The organism is Cupriavidus respiraculi, from assembly GCF_914271545.1.
GTDB classification, from domain to species: domain Bacteria; phylum Pseudomonadota; class Gammaproteobacteria; order Burkholderiales; family Burkholderiaceae; genus Cupriavidus; species Cupriavidus respiraculi.
In genome coordinates this window covers 1,232,735-1,253,535 of the sequence record NZ_CAJZAH010000002.1, presented here as the reverse complement: position 1 = coordinate 1,253,535, position 20,801 = coordinate 1,232,735, and the positions used below count along the sequence as shown (strand labels likewise).

18 protein-coding genes are annotated in these 20,801 nt (G+C 67.9%); 17 read left to right on the top strand and 1 reads right to left on the bottom strand.

Annotated elements, in window-relative coordinates:
- Positions 1-3 precede the first annotated feature (3 nt).
- Positions 4-507 (bottom strand): (2Fe-2S)-binding protein, encoded by a 504-nt coding sequence (locus LDO27_RS13595; RefSeq protein ID WP_222202092.1) that lies wholly within the window; start codon positions 505-507, stop codon positions 4-6.
- A gap of 325 nt (positions 508-832) precedes the next feature.
- Between LDO27_RS13595 and LDO27_RS13590 the strand changes: the two genes are divergently transcribed.
- The 17 genes from LDO27_RS13590 (at position 833) to LDO27_RS13510 (ending at position 20,784) form a co-directional block, all read left to right on the top strand.
- Positions 833-1,411, top strand: coding sequence for a YqaA family protein (locus LDO27_RS13590; RefSeq protein WP_222202090.1), 579 nt, complete (start codon positions 833-835; stop codon positions 1,409-1,411).
- Positions 1,412-1,581: 170 nt separating this feature from the next.
- Positions 1,582-5,556, top strand: a complete 3,975-nt coding sequence (locus tag LDO27_RS13585; RefSeq protein ID WP_224042220.1) for a DUF3683 domain-containing protein — start codon at positions 1,582-1,584, stop codon at positions 5,554-5,556.
- Entirely contained in the window at positions 5,553-6,017 is a 465-nt protein-coding gene (locus tag LDO27_RS13580) for an HIT family protein (protein WP_224042219.1), read from the top strand. The genes LDO27_RS13585 and LDO27_RS13580 overlap by 4 nt, the downstream gene beginning before the upstream one ends.
- Before the next feature lie 108 nt (positions 6,018-6,125).
- Positions 6,126-8,027, top strand: a complete 1,902-nt coding sequence (locus tag LDO27_RS13575) for an ABC transporter ATP-binding protein/permease (protein ID WP_224042217.1) — start codon at positions 6,126-6,128, stop codon at positions 8,025-8,027.
- Between the two features lie 49 nt (positions 8,028-8,076).
- Positions 8,077-8,493 carry a gamma-butyrobetaine hydroxylase-like domain-containing protein gene (locus tag LDO27_RS13570; RefSeq protein WP_222202084.1) on the top strand — a complete coding sequence of 139 codons (417 nt, stop codon included), beginning with the start codon at positions 8,077-8,079 and terminating at the stop codon, positions 8,491-8,493.
- A 26-nt stretch (positions 8,494-8,519) separates the two neighbouring features.
- Positions 8,520-9,251: a bifunctional demethylmenaquinone methyltransferase/2-methoxy-6-polyprenyl-1,4-benzoquinol methylase UbiE gene (ubiE, locus tag LDO27_RS13565; RefSeq protein WP_222202082.1), complete on the top strand. Its 732-nt coding sequence runs from the start codon at positions 8,520-8,522 to the stop codon at positions 9,249-9,251.
- A gap of 135 nt (positions 9,252-9,386) precedes the next feature.
- Positions 9,387-10,382, top strand: coding sequence for a Tim44 domain-containing protein (locus LDO27_RS13560; RefSeq protein WP_224042216.1), 996 nt, complete (start codon positions 9,387-9,389; stop codon positions 10,380-10,382).
- Between the two features lie 130 nt (positions 10,383-10,512).
- Positions 10,513-11,193 (top strand): ubiquinone biosynthesis accessory factor UbiJ, encoded by a 681-nt coding sequence (locus LDO27_RS13555; protein ID WP_224042214.1) that lies wholly within the window; start codon positions 10,513-10,515, stop codon positions 11,191-11,193.
- A 54-nt stretch (positions 11,194-11,247) separates the two neighbouring features.
- Positions 11,248-12,825: a ubiquinone biosynthesis regulatory protein kinase UbiB gene (gene ubiB, locus LDO27_RS13550; protein ID WP_222202076.1), complete on the top strand. Its 1,578-nt coding sequence runs from the start codon at positions 11,248-11,250 to the stop codon at positions 12,823-12,825.
- 23 nt (positions 12,826-12,848) lie between these two features.
- Positions 12,849-13,457, top strand: coding sequence for a methyltransferase domain-containing protein (locus LDO27_RS13545; RefSeq protein WP_224042213.1), 609 nt, complete (start codon positions 12,849-12,851; stop codon positions 13,455-13,457).
- A 263-nt stretch (positions 13,458-13,720) separates the two neighbouring features.
- On the top strand, positions 13,721-15,157 hold the full coding sequence (locus LDO27_RS13540) for a sodium:solute symporter family protein (RefSeq protein ID WP_222202072.1): 1,437 nt from the start codon (positions 13,721-13,723) through the stop codon (positions 15,155-15,157).
- A 248-nt stretch (positions 15,158-15,405) separates the two neighbouring features.
- Positions 15,406-15,741 carry an FmdB family zinc ribbon protein gene (locus LDO27_RS13535; protein ID WP_222202070.1) on the top strand — a complete coding sequence of 112 codons (336 nt, stop codon included), beginning with the start codon at positions 15,406-15,408 and terminating at the stop codon, positions 15,739-15,741.
- A gap of 13 nt (positions 15,742-15,754) precedes the next feature.
- On the top strand, positions 15,755-16,477 hold the full coding sequence (locus LDO27_RS13530; RefSeq protein WP_224042212.1) for a DUF502 domain-containing protein: 723 nt from the start codon (positions 15,755-15,757) through the stop codon (positions 16,475-16,477).
- Between the two features lie 41 nt (positions 16,478-16,518).
- Positions 16,519-18,327, top strand: coding sequence for an aspartate--tRNA ligase (gene aspS / locus LDO27_RS13525; RefSeq protein ID WP_222202068.1), 1,809 nt, complete (start codon positions 16,519-16,521; stop codon positions 18,325-18,327).
- A 202-nt stretch (positions 18,328-18,529) separates the two neighbouring features.
- Positions 18,530-19,426 carry a hypothetical protein gene (locus tag LDO27_RS13520; RefSeq protein WP_224042561.1) on the top strand — a complete coding sequence of 299 codons (897 nt, stop codon included), beginning with the start codon at positions 18,530-18,532 and terminating at the stop codon, positions 19,424-19,426.
- A 96-nt stretch (positions 19,427-19,522) separates the two neighbouring features.
- Positions 19,523-19,999: a dihydroneopterin triphosphate diphosphatase gene (nudB, locus tag LDO27_RS13515; RefSeq protein WP_224042210.1), complete on the top strand. Its 477-nt coding sequence runs from the start codon at positions 19,523-19,525 to the stop codon at positions 19,997-19,999.
- Positions 19,996-20,784, top strand: coding sequence for an endonuclease/exonuclease/phosphatase family protein (locus LDO27_RS13510; protein ID WP_222202064.1), 789 nt, complete (start codon positions 19,996-19,998; stop codon positions 20,782-20,784). Before nudB ends, LDO27_RS13510 begins: the two co-directional genes overlap by 4 nt.
- The last annotated feature ends 17 nt before the right edge of the window (positions 20,785-20,801 follow it).

Below are 20,801 nucleotides of genomic sequence, written 5' to 3'. Positions count from 1 at the left end.
CCCTTATTCGGCGCTGACCATGCCGGCCGCGCCGCTGCCGGCGCGCATCGCGGCCTGTCCTTCCTGCACCGCGCGCACGATGTTGTGATAGCCGGTGCAGCGGCACAGGTTGCCTTCGAGATGGGTGCGGATGGCATCGGCATCGGCGTCGGGCTTGTCCTGCACCAGCGTGGTGGCCGCCATCACCATGCCGGGCGTGCAGAAGCCGCATTGCAGGCCGTGGCAGTTGCGGAACGCCTGCTGCATCGGATGCAGTTCGCCGTCGGCGGACAGCCCCTCGATGGTGGTGACCGCCATGCCGTCCGCCTGCGCCGCCAGCAGGTTGCAGGACTTCACGGCGCGGCCATCCAGATGGACGGTGCAGGCGCCGCACTGCGCGGTATCGCAGCCGACATGCGTGCCCGTGAGCCGGAGCTGCTCGCGCAGGAACTGGACCAGAAGGGTATGGGGTTCGACCTGGGCGTCGACGGGCTTGCCGTTGACCGTCAGGCGGATGGAAATCGCCATGCTTGTCTCCATGTGGGGACGCGCATGACCCGTTCCGATCCGATATCCCGAAAAACAAGACAGCGCGGGACAGGCCACGGCGCGTTGCTGCCGCTGATCGCGGCTATTTCGTGATGGTGTGCTGGTGCTGCAGCGGTCTAGCGAGGTGATGACCGTCGGGCTCGCCCGGACTGCGCGGCCCCCGGCACGCGCACGCAGCGCGAACCTTGGACCGAACGAGGCTCTAACAGTAAATCACAAATCAATGGCAACTTCCATGCGGGTTGCCCCGCCGGGGTCGCTGATAGAATGGCCGCCCGCCCGGCGGCTCACCGGATTGCCCTAGATGGAAGGTATTGTCGACTGGTTGTTCAACACCGTAGCGCTGCCCGAGGTCGGCCTGCCCGCGATCTTCGTGGTCAGCCTGCTGTCGGCCACGCTGCTGCCGCTGGGCTCCGAGCCGGCGGTATTCGGCTATATCAAGCTCAATCCCGAGATGTTCTGGCCCGCCATCATCGTGGCCACGATCGGCAATACCGCCGGCGGCGCCATCGACTGGTGGCTCGGCTATGGCGCCAAGCTCGCCTTGGTCCGATACCACAAGCGCCGCCAGATGCGCGAGCACGAACTGGAACACCTGCAGCACCGCAAGCATCCGCGCCGCCCGCGCAAGCCCGCGCTGGACGCGAAGTACTTCCGCTGGATGCGCCGCATCGGGCCGCCGACGCTGCTGCTGTCCTGGCTGCCGGCGATCGGCGATGTGCTGTGCACGCTTGCCGGCTGGCTGCGGCTGCCGTTCTGGCCGAGCCTGGGCTACATGGCCATCGGCAAGTTCGTGCGCTACCTGGTGATGACCGGCCTGCTGCTGTGGGTGCCGGACAGCATCTGGCGCGGCATCGGGGACGGCTTCCGCTCCATGTTCTGACCGGGCGCGGCCGGCCCTTGTCCGGCTGCGGGCCTTGCCGGAGGCCCGGGGCCTTGGAGGATAAGGGCCGGCGGATGCTGCGCCGCGGCGAAACGGGGCGTTGCAGTACAATCGCGCTTTACATGACGATAAGCGCACCGTCCCCGTGCGCAGCAGGAAGCGGTTCCGCCATGAACGCCCCACTCGTGCTCGATGCCAAGCTCGCCGCCCAGGACGCTCCCCCGCGTCTGCGAGAGATCCCCTACAACTACACCTCCTTCTCCGATCGCGAGATCGTGATCCGCCTGCTCGGCGAGGAGGCCTGGCGGATCCTGCACGAGCTGCGCGGCGAGCGCCGCACCGGCCGCTCGGCCCGGATGCTGTACGAGGTGCTGGGCGACATCTGGGTGGTGCGCCGCAACCCGTATCTGCAGGATGACCTGCTGGAAAATCCCAAGCGGCGGCAGATGCTGATCACCGCGCTGCATCACCGGCTTGCCGAGGTCGAGAAGCGCCGCGCCGCCGACCGCGCCGAGCATGCCGAGCCGGCCGCCGAGGACCGCTCGCACCGGGTGGAGCAGCTGGTGACCTTCGCCAAGCAGGCGATCGAGGACTTCAAGCGCGAATTCAGCGATGCCTACGACCTGCGCAAGCGCGCGACGCGCGTGCTGGGGCGGGTCACGCAGAAGGACAACATCAAGTTCGACGGCCTGTCGCGCGTCTCGCACGTGACCGATGCCACCGACTGGCGCGTGGAATACCCCTTCGTCGTGCTGACGCCCGACACCGAGGAAGAGATCGCGGGCCTCGTCAAGGGTTGCTTCGAGCTGGGCCTGACCATCATCCCGCGCGGCGGCGGCACCGGCTATACCGGCGGCGCCGTGCCGCTGACCCCGCTGTGCGCGGTCATCAATACCGAAAAGCTGGAAAAGCTCGGCCCCGTCGAGCAGACCGAACTGCCGGGGGTGTCCGGCACGGTGGCCACCATCTTCTCCGGCGCGGGCGTGGTCACGCGCCGCGTGGCCGATGCCGCCGACAAGGCGGGGCTGGTATTCGCGGTGGACCCGACGTCGATCGACGCCTCGTGCATCGGCGGCAATGTCGCGATGAACGCCGGCGGCAAGAAGGCGGTGCTGTGGGGCACGGCGCTCGATAACCTCGCCTGGTGGCGCATGGTCGATCCCGAGGGCAACTGGCTCGAGATCACCCGGCTGGACCACAACCTGGGCAAGATCCACGACGTGCCGGTCGCCACCTTCGAGCTGCAGTGGTTCGACGGCTCGCGCGCGCCCGGCGAAAAGCCGCTGCGCAAGGAAACGCTTGCCATCGAAGGCCGCAAGTTCCGCAAGGAAGGGCTGGGCAAGGACGTCACCGACAAGTTCCTGGCCGGCCTGCCCGGCATCCAGAAGGAAGGCTGCGACGGCATCATCACCAGCGCCCGCTGGATCCTGCATCGCATGCCCAAGCATGTGCGCACGGTCTGCCTGGAGTTCTTCGGCCAGGCGCGCGACGCGATTCCCAGCATCGTCGAGATCAAGGACTATCTCGATGCGGAATCGCGCACGCCCGGCGGCGCCATCCTGGCGGGCCTGGAACATCTGGACGAGCGCTATCTGCGCGCGGTGGGCTACGCCACCAAGAGCAAGCGCAACGCCTTCCCGAAGATGGTGCTGATCGGCGATATCGTCGGCGACGACGAGAACGCCGTGGCGCGCGCCACCTCCGAGGTGATCCGCATGGCCAACGGCAAGAGCGGCGAGGGCTTCATCGCCGTCAGCCCCGAGGCGCGCAAGAAGTTCTGGCTCGACCGCTCGCGCACCGCGGCCATCGCAAAGCACACCAACGCCTTCAAGATCAACGAGGACGTGGTGATCCCGCTCAACCGCATGGGCGAGTACACCGACGGCATCGAGCGCATCAATATCGAGCTGTCCATCAAGAACAAGCTCAAGCTGGTCGACGCGCTGGAGGCGTTCTTCGCCCGCGGCAACCTGCCGCTGGGCCGCAGCGACGACGCCAACGAGATTCCCAGCGCCGAACTGCTGGAAGACCGCGTGCAGCAGGCGCTGACGCTGCTGCGCGAGGTGCGCGCGCGCTGGACCTATCTGCAGGATCACCTGGACCAGCCGCTGGCGCAGGCGCGCGTGGCGCTGGTCGGCCACGGCATGGGCCTGCTGGGCCCGGCCTTCGAGGCCCGCCTGGTGCAGCAGCCGGACGCGAACGTGTTCCACCTGCTGCAGGACCGCACGATCCGCGTGTCCTGGAAGACCGAGCTGCGCGCCGAGCTGCGCAAGATCTTCAATGGCGGCGAGTTCAAGCCCATCCTGGACGAGGCCCAGAAGATCCACAAGCAGGAACTGCGGGGCCGCGTCTTCGTGGCGCTGCACATGCACGCCGGCGACGGCAACGTGCACACCAACATCCCGGTCAACTCGGACGACTACGACATGCTGCAGGACGCCCACAAGGCGGTGGCCCGCATCATGACGCTGGCCCGCTCGCTGGACGGCGTGATTTCCGGCGAGCACGGCATCGGCATCACCAAGCTGGAATTCCTGACCGAGGACGAGATCGGCGAATTCCGCGACTACAAGCACCGCGTGGATCCGCACGGCCGCTTCAACAAGGGCAAGCTGCTGCCGGGCGCCGACCTGCGCAACGCCTATACGCCGTCGTTTGGCCTGATGGGCCACGAGTCGCTGATCATGCAGCAGAGCGACATCGGCGCGATCGCCGACAGCGTCAAGGACTGCCTGCGCTGCGGCAAGTGCAAGCCGGTGTGCGCCACCCACGTGCCGCGCGCCAACCTGCTCTACAGCCCGCGCAACAAGATCCTGGCGACCTCGCTGCTGGTCGAGGCGTTCCTGTACGAGGAGCAGACCCGCCGCGGCGTGTCGATCAAGCACTGGGACGAGTTCTCGGACGTGGCCGACCATTGCACGGTGTGCCACAAGTGCGTGACGCCGTGCCCGGTCAAGATCGACTTCGGCGACGTGTCGATGAACATGCGCAACCTGCTGCGCAAGATGGGTCAGAAGAAGTTCAACCCCGGCACCGCGGCGTCGATGCTGTTCCTGAACGCGACCAATCCGCAGACCATCAACATGACCCGCAAGGTCATGATCGACTGGGGCTTCAAGGCGCAGCGCCTGGGCAACGAGGTGCTCAAGAAGATCGCGCGGAAGCAGACCGCGCATCCGCCCGCCACGCACGGCAAGCCGCCGGTGCAGGAGCAGGTGATCCACTTCATCAACAAGAAGATGCCGGGCAACCTGCCCAAGAAGACGGCACGGGCGCTGCTCGACATCGAGGACAACGAGATCGTGCCGATCATCCGCGATCCGAAGCGGACCTCGCCCGAGACGGAGGCGGTGTTCTACTTCCCGGGCTGCGGCTCGGAGCGGCTGTTCTCGCAGGTGGGCCTGGCCACGCAGGCGATGCTGTGGCACGTCGGCGTGCAGACCGTGCTGCCTCCGGGCTATCTGTGCTGCGGCTATCCCCAGCGCGGCGCGGGCCAGTTCGACAAGGCCGAGAAGATCGTCACGGACAACCGCGTACTGTTCCACCGCGTGGCCAATACGCTGAACTACCTGGATATCAAGACGGTGGTGGTGAGCTGCGGCACCTGCTACGACCAGCTCGCCGGCTATGAATTCGACAAGATCTTCCCCGGCTGCCGCATCATCGATATCCACGAATACCTGCTGGAAAAGGGGCTCAAGCTCGAAGGCATCACCGGTACGCGCTACATGTACCACGACCCCTGCCATACGCCGATCAAGACCATGGACCCGACCAAGCTGGTCAACAACCTGATGGGCGGCAACGGCGATGCGGGCGCGATCGAGCGCAACGAGCGCTGCTGCGGGGAGTCGGGCACCTTCGCGGTGACGCGGCCGGACGTCTCCACCCAGGTCCGCTTCCGCAAGGAAGAGGAAATGCGCAAGGGCGCCGACAAGCTGCGCACCGACGGCTTCGCCGGCGACGTCAAGATCCTGACCAGCTGCCCGTCGTGCCTGCAGGGCCTGTCGCGCTACAACGAAGACGCCTCGGTGCAGGCCGACTACATCGTGGTCGAGATGGCGCGCCATATGCTGGGCGAGAACTGGATGCCGGACTACGTCAATGCCGCCAACTCGGGCGGCATCGAACGGGTGCTGGTGTGAGCGCCGGGCTGACGGCGGCGGCCGCCGTGGCGGGCTGCCCGCTGTGCGAAGGCGACGGCGGCGAGCTGGTCTGGCGCGAGGCGGGCGCCCGCACGCGCGCCCGCGTGATCCTGGTCGAGCACGACCGTTTCCCGGGCTTCTGCCGCGTCGTGTGGCAGGACCACGTCGCGGAGCAGACCGATCTGGCGGAGGCCGATCAGGCCTGGCTGATGCGGCTCGTGGCCGCCGTCGAGCGCGCGGTGCGCGCCACGATGGCGCCGGACAAGGTCAATCTGGCCGCCTTCGGCAATATGGTGCCGCACCTGCATTGGCATATCATTCCGCGCTATCGCTGGGACACGCATTTCCCCGAGGCGGTGTGGGCGCCGGCGCAGCGCGAGGCCGACCACGGCCGCATCGCGCAGTTGCGAGAGCGCCTGCCGGCGCTGCGGGCCGCCCTGGCGGCGCTCGACATCCGCTGACCGGCTTTCTCCACGCGGAACCGCCCCCGGCGATGCGCGTCTGATACCGATCGATTCCGCGCGTGCCGCGGCCCCGCCCGCGGCCGGCGCTTTGCCTGCACAGGTGCCATGACCACTCCCACCTCCGCCACCGTTCCGGGCCCGGCCGTGCCGGCCCGCGCCCTGCAGATCCAGAGCCGCCTGCGGGTCGCGGAAACCTGGGCGCTGATCAAGCCTTACTGGACCTCGGCGGACCGCAAGGCCGGCCTTGGGCTGCTTGCGCTGCTGGTGGTGCTGAGCCTCGCCATCGTCTACATCAACGTCCTGATCAACGACTGGAACCGGCTGTTCTACAACGCGCTGGAGCAGCGCGACGCCGTCTCGTTCCGCTCGCTGCTGCTGCGCTTTTCCTGGCTGGCAGGCATCTACATCGTGCTGGCGATCTCGCTCAAGTACTACACTATGATGCTGCAGATGCGCTGGCGCACGTGGATGACCGGCACGTTCATGGAGCGCTGGCTGTCGTACCAGGCCTACTACCGCATCGAGCAGACCCATACCACCGACAACCCCGACCAGCGCATCGCCGACGACCTGCGCCTGTTCACCGACGGGGCGCTGTCGCTGTCGCTGGGCCTGCTCAATTCCGTGGTCACGCTGCTGTCCTTCGTCGGCATCCTGTGGGTGCTGTCGGGACCGATCAGCTTCGCGATCGGCGGCACGGAATGGTCCATTGCCGGCTATATGGTGTGGTTCGCGCTGGCCTACGCGGTGCTCGGATCGCTGGTTGCCCACGCGGTGGGGCGTCCGCTGATCGGGCTGAGCTTCCAGCAGGAGCAATACGAAGCGGATTTCCGCTTCACGCTGGTGCGGCTGCGCGAGAACAGCGAGCCGGTGGCGCTGTACCGCGGCGAACCGACCGAGCGGGCGGGCTTGGGCGCGCGCTTCGAACGGATCCGTGCCAACTGGAACCAGCTGATGGCCTACACCCGGCGCCTGACGTTCGTGAACTCCGGCTATGCGCAGTTCGCCATCATCTTCCCCTATATCGTGGCCGCGCCGCGCTACTTCTCCGGCGGCATGACGCTGGGCGGCCTGATGCAGATGGCCTCGGCGTTCGGGCAGGTGCAGGGCGCGCTGTCCTGGTTCGTGGACAGCTACGCCACGCTGGTGGGGTGGAAGGCCGCCGCCAACCGCCTGATCGACTTCCAGGCCGCGATCCGCGACGCGCAGCGGCAGGAGGTGCGGCACGACGGCGTGCGCGATATCGCCGTGCATGCAGGCGCAACGCCTGACATCCGCATCGACGGCCTGGCGCTGGACCTGCCGGTCGTCAGTGGCCGCGGCCAGCCGGTGGGCCAGCGTCCGCTGGTCGCGCCGTTCTCGCTGACCATCGGCGCCGGCGAGCGCTGGATGGTCAGCGGGCCGTCCGGCTGCGGCAAGAGCGTGCTGTTCCGCGCGCTCGCCGGCATCTGGCCCTACGGCAGCGGCACGGTGTCCACCCCGCCCACGTCGCGCATGCTGTTCCTGCCGCAGCGCAGCTATCTGCCGGTCGGCACGCTGGCCGACGCGCTGTCCTATCCCGATACCGGCACCACGCACAGCGTCGAGACGCTGGCCCAGGTGCTGCGCCAGGCCCGGCTCGGCGCGCTGGCCAACCAGCTGGACGTGTTCGACAACTGGTCCCTGCGCCTGTCGCCCGGCGAGCAGCAACGGCTTGCCTTTGCCCGCGCGCTGCTGCGCAAGCCCGATTTCCTGTTCCTGGACGAAGCCACCAGCGCGCTGGACGAGGAGACCGAGGCCGCGATGTACCGGCTGATGGTCGAGGCGCTGCCGGGCGCGGCCATCGTCAGCATCGCGCACCGCAGCACGGTGGCGGCCTTCCACGACAAGCGGCTGCGCTATGTGCCCGGGGACGGCGCGCGGGTCGAGGCGGAGGAGGCCGCCGCCGCCTCCGCGCCCGCCCGGGCGGCCCAAGATGGGCAAGGTGTGGCGCCTGCGGTAAGCTATCGGGTCGTACACGTAGCGTGACGGCGGCCGCCGCGGCTTCGCGGCGGTATTCGCGTCGCGACAGAACATCATGGCAGGCCTCGAGAAAGATACCCCCCACCCCACCGGGCTGACCGTCCATACGCAATCGCGCGTGCTGGAGATCGGCTTCGACAACGGCGCCAGCTTCCGCCTTCCCTTCGAATTCCTCCGGGTCCATTCGCCATCGGCCGAAGTCCAGGGCCATGGCCCGGGGCAGGAGGTGCTGCAGACGGGCAAGCGCGACGTCGGCGTGGCGGCTGTGGAGCCGGTCGGCAACTACGCGATCCTGATCCGCTTCTCGGACGGCCACGACAGCGGCATCTATTCCTGGGACCTGCTGTACAAGCTCGGCGCCGAACAGGACGCGCTGTGGCAGGCCTATCTGAAGCGCCTGGAGGAAGCCGGCGTCGATCGCGATACGCCCATGCCGGCCGGCAGCGGCCATGCCTGCGGCCACCAGCACTAGCCGCGCGGATTAATCAGGAGTCATTGATGAGCGAAACCGATTTCGGCTTCGAGAAGGTGGATGAGGCCGAGAAGGCCAGCAAGGTCGCCGGCGTGTTCCACTCGGTCGCCTCGCGCTATGACGTGATGAACGACCTGATGTCGGGCGGCATGCACCGGCTGTGGAAGATGTTCACGATCGCCCAGGCCGGCGTGCGGCCCGGCCACAAGGTGCTCGACATCGCGGGCGGTACCGGCGATCTGGCCAAGGCCTTCGCCCGTCAGGCCGGGCCCACGGGCGAGGTCTGGCTGACCGACATCAACGAGTCGATGCTGCGGGTGGGGCGCGACCGCCTGTTGAACAAGGGCATCGTGACCCCCACCTGCCTGTGTGACGCCGAGCGGATTCCGTTCCCGGACAATCATTTCGACCTGGTCACGGTGGCATTCGGGCTGCGCAACATGACGCACAAGGACCGTGCCCTCGCCGAGATGCGCCGGGTGGTCAAGCCGGGCGGCAAGGTCATGGTGCTGGAGTTCTCCAAGGTCTGGAAGCCGCTGGAAAAGGCCTACGACGTCTATTCGTTCAAGGTGCTGCCGTGGCTTGGCGAGCGCGTGGCCAAGGACGCGGACAGCTACCGCTACCTCGCCGAGTCGATCCGCATGCATCCCGATCAGGATTCGCTGGCGCGATTGATGGAACAGGCCGGGCTGGAGAAGGTCGAATACTTCAATCTGATGGCCGGCGTGGTGGCGCTGCATGTGGGCCGCAAGTTCTGATCCGGCGCCCCAACATTACAACAGCATTACCGCCGCATTACGAAGCACGGTACGGACCACGTACCGCTCTCGCCGAAGCCGTCGCCGCCGATATCATGGGCGCGTAGAAGCGAAACACAGAGGGGATAAAGAATCATGTCGTTACTTCGTGGAAAATTCCTGGCAGGGTCGATGGCATTCATGCTCGCACTGGGCATGGTGTACGACGCCGAAGCCAAGCGCATGGGCGGCTCGCGCAGCTTCGGCAAGCAGTCGTCAAATGTGACGCAGCAGCGCCAGCAGGCACCGGCGCAGCAGCAGCCGAGCCAGCAACCGGCACAGCAGCAAGCCACGCCGGCCGCCGCCGGGGCCGGCGCTGCGGCCGCGGCCGCACCCCGCCGCAACTGGGGCGGCATTCTGGGCGGCATCGCCGCCGGCCTCGGTATCGGCTGGCTGCTGTCGCACCTGGGTCTGGGCGGCGCGGCGCTGAGCTTCCTGTCCAACCTGATCCTGATCGCGCTGATCGCGATCGTTGCCATCTGGCTGATCCGCAAGTTCCGCGGCGCCAAGGGCCGCCAGCCGGCCTACGCCGGTGCCGGCGCCGGCGCCAATGGCCGTACCGACCTGGGACGCACCGAGATCGGCCGCAATGCCGAACCCGCGTGGCGCCAGCCGGCCTCGCAGCCGGTGATGCCGGGCAACCAGTCCGTCAACCAGCCGGCCTTCCAGCCGGTGGAAGCGGCGGCGGGCGCCGCCGCGGTGGCCCAGCCCTGGGGCGTGCCGGCGGACTTCGATACCGAAGCCTTCCTGCGCAACGCGAAGGTGTACTTCGTCCGCCTGCAGGCGGCGTGGGACGCCGGCAATCTCGACGACATCCGCGAATTCACCACGCCGGAAATGTTCGCCGAGATCAAGATGGACCTGGGCGAGCGCGGCGCGGAGGTGAACAAGACCGATGTGGTCACGCTGGACGCGGCGCTGCTGGGCATCGAGAACAGCCCGTCGCAGTATCTGGCCAGCGTGCGCTTCTCGGGCATGATGCGCGAGAAGGCCGACGAGGCGGCGCAGCCGTTCGCCGAGGTGTGGAATCTGGCCAAGCCGGCCAGCGGCGAAGGCGGCTGGGTGCTGGCGGGTATCCAGCAAGAGGCCTGAAGCGTCGGGTAATTGCCCGGCAAGTCGCCTCGCAAGCCATCTGCCCGGCTTGCCTGGCTTAGAATGGAGGCCCACGCGAAAGCGTGGGCCTTTTTTGTTTCTGGGGCTGTCCGCCCGCCGAGATCGCGCCATGAATCTTCTACCGTCCGCCCTGGCGGCGCCCGTCGTTGTCGCGCTGAATCATCTGCTGGAGCAGGAGCCGTGGGCGCGCAGCATGTTGATGCCCTTCGCCGGGCGAGTGGTGCGTTTCGATGCCGCCGCCTTTGCGCTGGCCCTGCGGATCGAGGCCCACGGCCTGACCGCGCTCGCCGACGAGCAGCCGGCCGCGCCGGCCGCCGTGACGCTGACCGTGCCCATGCAGCAATGGCCGCTGGTAGCCGCCGACGTGGCCAGCGGCGGACAGGCCGCCGCCATGCGGCATGTGCGTATCGAAGGCGATGCGGAACTGGCCAATACCGTTTCCACGCTGGCCCGCAGCCTGCGGTGGGATGCCGCGGAAGACCTGGCGCAGGCGCTGCGGGGCGTGCTGGGCGGACCGGCCGGCGACAGCGTGGCGCAGCGCGTGGTGGAAGGCGCGCAGCAGGCGCACCGCCAGGCCCTGCGCGTGGGCCGGGCGCTGGTCGACAACGTGACCGAGTATCTGCTGGACGAACAACCGACCCTGGTGCGCCACGCGGCGTTGGACGAGTTCGGCGCCGACGTGGCCGCGCTGCGCGACGACCTGGCCCGGCTCGAAAAACGCCTGGAGCGCCTGGAGCGCCAGGGCCAACCACCACGCGGGCCCGGCGCGCTGCCGTCCGCCCATCGCTAACCAGACGCCCGTGTTGCGGCGCACCGGCGCGGCAAACGTAACCAAAGACCCTGCATGACCCGTTTCCTGCGCCTTTGCAAGATCGCCTTCGTCATCTTCTACTACGGGCTCGATGAACTGGCCCTGTCCGGTTTCAAGAACCGCCGCATCCGCTTCCTCGTCAGGGTCATCACCATCGGGCGCAAGCTCGAAGTCCCGCGCGGCGTGCGGCTGCGCCTGGCGCTGACGCGCCTGGGCCCGATCTTCGTCAAGTTCGGACAAGTACTGTCGACACGGCGCGATCTGCTGCCGGCCGATATCGCCGACGAACTGGCCTTGCTGCAGGACCAGGTGCCGCCCTTCGACTCGGCGGTGGCCGTGGCCATCATCGAGCGCTCGCTGGGCCGGCCGCTGTCGTCGATGTTCGACGGGTTCGAGCACGTGCCGGTAGCCAGCGCCTCCATCGCGCAGGTGCACTTCGCCACGCTCAAGAGCGGGCCCAACCGCGGCCGCGAGGTCGCGGTGAAGGTATTGCGCCCGGGCATGCTGCCGGTGATCGACAGCGATCTGGCGCTGATGCGCGATGTCGCCTCGTGGGTCGAGCGCGTCTCGGCCGACGGTAAGCGGCTCAAGCCGCGCGAGGTGGTGGCCGAGTTCGACAAGTACCTGCATGACGAACTGGACCTGATGATCGAGGCGGCCAACGCCAGCCAGCTGCGGCGCAATTTCGCGGAAACGGAACTGCTGCTGGTGCCCGAGGTGTTCTGGGACTACTGCAGCTCCGAGGTGTTCGTGATGGAGCGGATGCATGGCATTCCGATCTCGCGCACCGAGGCGCTGAAGGCGGCCGGCGTCGATCTGCACGTGCTGGCGGAGGAGGGGGTCGAGATCTTCTTCACGCAGGTGTTCCGCGACGGCTTTTTCCATGCCGACATGCACCCCGGCAATATCCTCGTCTCCGTGGCGCCCGAAACCTTCGGCCGCTATATCGCGCTGGATTTCGGCATCGTCGGCGCACTGTCCGAGTTCGACAAGAATTACCTGGCGCAGAACTTCATCGCCTTCTTCCGCCGCGACTACCACCGGGTGGCGCTGCTGCACGTGGAGTCCGGCTGGGTTCCGCCCGCGACCCGCGTCGAGGAGCTCGAGAGCGCGGTGCGCGCCTGCTGCGAGCCGTATTTCGACAAGCCGCTGAAGGAAATCTCGCTGGGCATGGTGCTGATGCGGCTGTTCCAGACCTCGCGCCGTTTCAACGTCGAAATCCAGCCGCAGCTGGTGCTGTTGCAGAAGACCCTGCTCAATATCGAGGGCCTGGGCCGCCAGCTCGATCCGGATCTGGACCTGTGGCGCACCGCCAAGCCGTTCCTGGAGCGCTGGATGCACGAGCAGGTGGGCTGGCGCGGCGCGTGGGAGCGCATCCAGGTGGAGGCGCCGCAATGGGCGAAGATGCTGCCGGACTTCCCCCGCCTCGCGCACCAGTTCCTCGAACGCCGGGCGCTCGTCCACAATGGCGAGCAGGAGCGCCTGCTGGCCGCGCTGGTGCTGGAGCAGCGGCGCACCAACCGGCTGGTGGCGACAGCCCTGCTGCTGGGCGGCGGTTTCGTCGTCGGCATGGTGCTGGTGCAGATGCTCGGCTGGGTGGGGTATTGGTAGGCGGCAGCGCAGGAGGACACGTCATGGCACAGCAGCCCGATTTCACCACCCGCGATGCGGCCGACGCCGGCTTCTGGGACGAGCGCTTCGCCAAGGGCTTCACGCCGTGGGACATGCATGGCGTGCCCGCCGAGTTCAAGGCGTTTGCCGGCGGGCAAGAGCCATGTCCGGTGCTGATCCCGGGCTGTGGCAACGGCTGGGAAGCCGGCTGGCTGCACGAGCGCGGCTGGCCGGTGACGGCCATCGACTTCGCCCCCGAAGCGGTGGCCTCCGCGCGCAAGGCGCTCGGCGCGGCCGCCGGCGTCGTTCACCAGGCGGACTTCTTTGCCTTCGAGCCCGAGCCGCCCTGCGAGGTCATCTACGAGCGCGCCTTCCTGTGCGCGCTGCCGCCGCGGCTGCGCGAGCCCTACGCCCGGCGCGTCGCGGCGCTGTTGCCGCCCGGCGGCCTGCTGGCCGGCTATTTCTTCGTCGACGAGACCCGTGGCGGTCCGCCGTTCGCGATCGCGGCCGACGCGCTGGACGCGTTGCTGTCGCCCGACTTCGAGCGCCTGGAAGACCGTCCTTCGGCCGCGCCGCTGCCGGTCTTCGGCGAGCGCGAGCGCTGGCAGGTGTGGCGCCGGCGAGCGCGCTGAGCGGTCCGGGCCCCCGGCGTGCATGGATATTGCAAGTCGGTGACGTCGGGTCGGCGCGGCGGTTTTGTCACCATGGCGTTCCGCCTCGCTATAATCCGCGATTCGATTCGGCTACGACCGCAGGCCCGCCCCGCCAGGGGACAAACCGGCCATCCACGCGGCCCCGACCGATGAATTGGACTCCGGGGCGGCACGCGCGAACGCGCCATGCTTACCGGCATTCGGTTTTTCGCCTAAGGGCATTTGCGGGATAGGGCAGCAGCATGCTGATCTGGTTTGTCGTCATTTACTGGGTGATCTCGGTCGGCATCGGCCTGTGGGCCGCGATGCGCGTGCGCAATACGGCCGACTTCGCCGTCGCCGGCCGCAGCCTGCCTTTCCATATCGTTACCGCCACCGTATTTGCCACGTGGTTCGGCTCCGAAACGGTGCTGGGCATTCCGGCCGTATTCCTCAAGGAGGGGCTCTCGGGGGTGGTGTCCGACCCCTTCGGCTCTTCGATGTGCCTGATCCTGGTGGGTCTGTTTTTCGCCCGGCCGCTGTACCGGATGAACCTGCTGACCATCGGCGACTACTATCACAACCGCTATGGCCGGCTGGCCGAGGTCCTGACCACGCTGTGCATCGTGGTGTCGTACCTTGGCTGGGTGGCGGCGCAGATCAAGGCGCTGGGGTTGGTGTTCTTCACGGTCTCGGACGGCGCGCTGTCGCAGGAGGCGGGCATGATGATCGGCGCGGCCAGCGTGCTGGTGTACACGCTGTTCGGCGGCATGTGGTCGGTGGCGATCACCGACTTCATCCAGATGATCATCATCGTGATCGGCATGCTCTATATCGGCTACGAAGTCAGCGGGCAGGCCGGCGGCGTCGCCGCGGTGGTGTCGCACGCGGCGGCGGCGGGCAAATTCGAGTTCCTGCCCGCGCTGGACCTGGTGCAGATCATCGGTTTCGCCGCGGCGCTGTTCACCATGATGCTGGGATCGATACCGCAGCAGGACGTGTTCCAGCGGGTCACCTCCTCGCGCACGGAGCAGATCGCCGGCCGCGCCTCGGTGCTCGGCGGCGTGCTGTATTTCTGCTTCGCCTTTATCCCGATGTTCCTGGCTTACTCGGCCACGCTGATCGACCCGCAGATGGTCGCCAGGCACATCGACACCGACTCGCAGCTGATCCTGCCCAGCCTGATCCTGTCGCACGCGCCGCTGTTCGCGCAGGTGATGTTCTTCGGCGCGCTGCTCTCCGCCATCAAGAGCTGCGCCTCGGCGACGCTGCTGGCGCCTTCGGTTACGTTCGCGGAGAACATCCTGCGGCCGTACTTCCGCCATCTCGACGACCGGCAGTTCCTGCGCGTGATGCAGGCCGTGGTGCTGGTCTTTACCGTGCTCGTGACGGCCTTTGCGCTGAACTCGCACCTGTCCATTTTCCATATGGTGGAAAATGCCTACAAGGTCACCCTGGTATCGTCCTTCGTGCCACTCGCTTTCGGCCTGTTCTGGAAGCAGGCCACCCGCCAGGGCGGTCTGGCCGCCATCCTGCTGGGGCTGAGTTCCTGGCTGGTGTGCGAGGTGGCCTTCGCCGACGGCCCGGTGCCGCCGCAGATGGTCGGCCTGCTGTTCTCGCTGGGCGGCATGATATTCGGCTCGCTGCTGCCCCAGTGGATCGCCGACCGTCCGCCGGTCAAGCAGGTCCACATCGCCTGAAGCCGCCCGCCCGGCCGGGAACCGTCCCGGGCGGGGCCGCCGATGCGCTTTTCGCACCGCAGGGCCGCCAAGCGGCCCGATTCGCCCCCTTTTCCTCCCGCAAGCGGGGGGTCTGACGTTTATAATTCAAGGCTTTGCACCGCCCGGCGGCGATATCGTCCGGGTCCGCCCCTCCGGGGCCGCCCACGACGCACCGGCGTTTGCCTACCCCGTTTCCTTACCTTTCCAGGATCTCCCGGAGACCCACTATGCCGATCTATGCCTACCGTTGCGACGCCTGCGGCCACGGGCGCGATGTGCTGCAGAAAATGAGCGATGCCCCGCTCACGGACTGCCCATCCTGCGGAGCGGCCGGTTCCTTCAAGAAACAGATCACCGCCGCCGGCTTCCAGCTCAAGGGCTCGGGCTGGTACGTGACCGACTTCCGCGGCGGCGGCAGTACCGGCGCCGCGGCGCCCGCCGCCACGGCCGGCGCGGCCGCCAGCGAAGCCGCCCCTGCGGCCGCCGCGGCGGCTTCGGATGGCGCCGCATCGGCTGGCACCGCCTCGTCGGGCGGATGCGGCACCGCGTGCGCGTGCCATTGAAGCGGACGTGACCGTGCCGACCAAGAAAACCTCCGCCCTCAAGACCTGGTTCCTCACCGGCCTGCTGGTGCTGGTGCCGCTGGGCATCACGCTGTGGGTGCTCAGCCTCATCATCGGCACCATGGACCAGAGCCTGGCGCTGCTGCCCGAAGGCTGGCAGTTCGACCGCGTGCTGTTCGGCATGCGCATCCCCGGGCTGGGCGCGATCCTGACGCTGCTGTTCATTTTGCTGGTCGGGCTGCTGGCGCATAACTTCATCGGCCAGCGCCTGGTGCGCTGGTGGGAAGCGCTGCTGCACCATATCCCCGTGGTCGGTCCGATCTACTCGAGCGTCAAGCAGGTCTCGGACACGCTGCTGTCGTCCTCCGGCAATGCCTTCCGCAAGGCGCTGCTGGTGCAGTACCCGCGCGAAGGCTCGTGGACCATCGCCTTCCTGACCGGCCGCCCCGGCGGCGACGTGCAGAACCACCTGCAGGGCGAATACGTCAGCGTCTACGTGCCGACCACGCCGAATCCGACCTCGGGCTTTTTCCTGATGATGCCCAAGGCCGACACGATCGAGCTGGACATGACCGTCGACGCCGCGCTGAAGTACATCGTCTCGATGGGCGTGGTGGCACCGGCGGACCTGCCCCGCAAGACAGAGCCGGCGCGCGCCGGCGAAGCGGCTGCCGCGCGCGGGGCAGCCGTCAACTCGGCGCCCGCCCCGGCCGCCGATACCACTCATTCAAATTGACCGCGGGCCGCTCGGCGGCCGCGCTTATCCGGGAATTCTCCATGTCCTCCATGCGTACTCACTACTGCGGTCTGGTGACCGAACAACTGACGGGCCAGGAAGTGGCCCTGACCGGCTGGGTCCAGCGCCGCCGCGATCACGGCGGCGTGATCTTCATCGACCTGCGCGACCGCGAGGGTCTGGTGCAGGTCGTGTGCGATCCCGACCGTCCGGAAATGTTCAAGATCGCCGAGGACATCCGCAATGAGTTCTGCATCCGCGTAACCGGCAAGGTCCGGGCGCGTCCGGCGGGCACCGAGAACGCCAACCTGACCTCGGGCAAGATCGAGGTGCTGTGCCACGAGCTGGCCGTGCTGAACCCGTCGGTGACGCCCCCGTTCCAGCTGGACGACGACAACCTGTCCGAAACCACGCGCCTCACGCACCGCGTGCTGGACCTGCGCCGCCCGCAGATGCAGTACAACCTGCGCCTGCGCTACAAGGTGGCGATGGAAGTGCGCAAGTACCTGGACGCGCAGGGCTTCATCGACATCGAAACGCCGATGCTGGGCAAGAGCACCCCCGAGGGGGCGCGCGACTACCTGGTGCCGTCGCGGACCAACCCGGGCCACTTCTTCGCGCTGCCGCAGTCGCCGCAGCTGTTCAAGCAGATGCTGATGGTGTCCGGCTTCGACCGCTACTACCAGATCACCAAGTGCTTCCGCGACGAGGACCTGCGCGCGGACCGCCAGCCCGAATTCACGCAGATCGACTGCGAAACGTCATTCCTGACGGAGCAGGACATCCGCGACCTGTTCGAGACCATGATCCGCACGGTGTTCAAGAACACCATCGACGTGGACCTGGCCGCGACCTTCCCGGTGATGGAATTCCGCGAGGCCATGGCCCGCTTCGGCTCGGACAAGCCGGACCTGCGCGTGAAGCTCGAATTCACCGAGCTGACCGACGTGATGAAGGATGTCGACTTCAAGGTGTTCTCGGCGCCGGCCAACAGCGACAGCGGCCGCGTGGTGGCGCTGCGCGTGCCGGGCGGCGGCCAGATCTCGCGCGGCGAGATCGACGGCTACACCCAGTTCGTCGGGATCTACGGCGCCAAGGGCCTGGCCTGGATCAAGGTCAACGAGGTGGCGAAGGGCCGTGACGGCCTGCAGTCGCCGATCGTCAAGAATCTGCACGACGCCGCGATCGCGGAGATCCTCAAGCGCAGCGGCGCGCAGGACGGCGACATCCTGTTCTTCGGCGCCGACAAGGCCAAGGTCGTCAACGACGCCATCGGCGCGCTGCGCCTGAAGATCGGCCACTCGGAGTTCGGCAAGGCCAACGGCCTGTTCGAGGACGCATGGAAGCCGCTGTGGGTGGTCGACTTCCCGATGTTCGAGTACGACGAGGAAGACGCGCGCTGGGTGGCCATGCACCATCCGTTTACCAGCCCGAAGGACGAGCACCTCGAATACCTGGCCACCGATCCGGGCAAGTGCATCGCCAAGGCCTACGACATGGTGCTCAACGGCTGGGAAATCGGCGGCGGCTCGGTGCGTATCTATCGCGAGGACGTGCAGAGCAAGGTGTTCCGCGCGCTCAAGATCAGCGAGGAAGAGGCACGGGTCAAGTTCGGCTACCTGCTGGACGCGCTGCAATACGGCGCGCCCCCGCATGGCGGCATCGCCTTCGGCCTGGACCGCATCGTCACCATGATGGCCGGTGCCGATTCGATCCGCGACGTGATCGCCTTCCCGAAGACGCAGCGCGCCCAGGACCTGCTGACGCAGGCGCCCAGCTCGGTCGACGAGAAGCAGCTGCGCGAGCTCCATATCCGCCTGCGCGCGACCGAAGCCAAGCCGGCGGCCTGAGGCAGACGGTACGATGGAGGCGGCCGCGGCCGCTTCCATCGGTGGCGGGGCGCTCCCCGCGCTCCCGTGCTTTCCCTGGCTTTAGCGCGGTTTCCAATTGTTACCTCGCGGAACGAAGCGGGGTCCCGCAATGTCTGCCACCTTTTGAGCACTCGCCGGGCGCTCGCTCCCGGGCGCTCGCGGCAACGAAGGAAGAATGACCGTGAACCTGGATATCGAGCTGATCCGTCAGTTTTTGTTGGCCCACGCGGAGACCATCCTGACCTGGCTGGTGGCCGGGCTGGTGATGATGCTGGTGGCGCGCTTCGAACTGCGGCGCGCCGTGCGCCGCTCGGTCGTGGCCATGTCCGAATCGGTCGCGACCACGGTGGCCGCCTGCGTGCCGGACATCGCCCAGGCCGCACAGGTCAATGGCGGCTCGCACGGCGGCTCCCCCTCGGGTCCGGTGGAGACCCAGCGCGCCGAGGCGCTGCGCCGCGTGGCCCTCGATACCGTGGCCACCGTGATGGCGCGGGGCCGCTGGCTCGAGGAGCTGGGCAACCTGCGTCTGGCCGAGGACGCGCTGCTGCCGGGGCGCCGGGCGAGCGGGGCCAATCCGCTGCTGGTCGTGGCGCCGCAGCCCGTGGTCCAGGCCTATCTCGCCGCCCAGCGCACGTTCGACGACGAGGCCGCGCGCCTGCAGGCCCACCGGCGCGAGGCGTTGCGCCTGCACGAGGCCGCGCAGGCGCTGGCCGCCGAGGCCGCGCAGATCGAACAGGAGACTGGCAGCATCGTGCTGCGCTTCGAGCAGGTCAATGCCCAGGCGGCGCAGGGCGCGGAAGCGGGCGACTACCAGCGCTTCCTGATCCAGAAGTACAACACGCTCGGCCAGCGCGAGAAGGAAATCGCCCAGGCCCGCAGCGAGATGCTGGAGCGGGCGCGCGAGGAGGCCGACCGCCTCGCCGCGCAGGCCCACGCCGCCTCGTTGCGGTATACGCGCACGCTGGCGCCGCTGATGCAGCAGCTGCGCGCGGCCTGGGGCCACGGCGACTCTCCGGAGGTGTTCGAGGCCTGGCTGCGCGACAGCGAAGCCGGCCATCCGGCCGCGGAACGCGCCTGAGCGCCCGGGCGGTGGCAACGCCGCTTGTCGGACAGTCACCGGTGGCATCGCCTGCCATCTGCGTTAAGCTTGGTGCCTGCCGATCGCCCTGAACCCATGCCTCACAAGATTCCCGAATCCGTATTGGTCGTGATCTATACGACCGATCTCCAGGTACTGCTGCTCGAACGGGCCGACCGGCCGGGCTTCTGGCAGTCCGTGACCGGCAGCCTCGATACCCTGGACGAACCGCTGGCCCTGACGGCCGCGCGCGAGGTGGCGGAGGAAACCGGCATCATCGCGGGCGAACATCGGCTGCAGGACTGGGGCCACAGCATCGAGTACGACATCTACCCGCAATGGCGCCACCGCTATGCGCCGGGCGTCACGCGCAATGTCGAGCACTGGTTCGGCCTGTGCGTGAACCGGCCGCTGCCGGTCACCCTGGCGCCCCGCGAACATCTGCAATGGGCGTGGCTGCCGTGGCAGGAGGCCGCCGAGCGGTGCTTCTCCAGCAGCAACGCCGAGGCGGTGCGCCAGCTGGCGTGGCGCGAGGGCGCGGCCACCGCCGCGGCGACGAGGGCCGCGCGATGAAGCTGCGCGTGGTGACCTACAACATCCACAAGGGCCTGACCGGCTTCGCCCGCCGCCCGCGCATCCATACCGTGCGCGATGGCCTGCAGACCGTCGACGCCGACATCGTCTTCCTGCAGGAGGTCCAGGACCGCAACGACCGGCTGGTCGCCGCCTCGCTGTTCGATTCGGACCATACCCAGCTGAATTACCTCGCCACCGATGCCTACCCGCATTCGGTGTACGGACGCAACGCGGTCTACGACCACGGGCACCATGGCAACGCCATCCTGTCGCGCCATCCGATCCTGATGTCCGAGAACCTCGATATCTCCGATCACCGCTTCGAGCAGCGGGGCTTGCTGCACGCGGTGGCCGACGTCAACGGCATCGAGTCGCATCTGATCTGCGTGCATTTCGGGCTGTTCGCCCGCAGCCGCGCGCGCCAGGCAGAGGCGCTGGTGGAGCGGGTGCGCAACGTGGTGCCCGCCGACGCGCCGCTGGTCATCGCGGGCGACTTCAACGACTGGAACCACCGGCTGGACGCGCTGATCTGCACCACGCTGGGCGCGGTGGAGGCCTCGCAGGCGCGCGGCGCGCGGCTGCACACGTTTCCCAGCCACATGCCGTGGTGGCAGCTGGACCGCATCTATGTACGCGGCTTCGAGATCGAGCGCGCGCATGCGCTGACCGGGCGCGACTGGGCGCAGCGCTCCGATCACGTGCCGCTGGTTGCCGAGCTGTGCCGGCCGCAGGTCCCCGAGGCGGATCTGGCCACGCGCCAGGGCAAGCTCGCCGGCGCCTGAGCCAGACGTGCGCGACG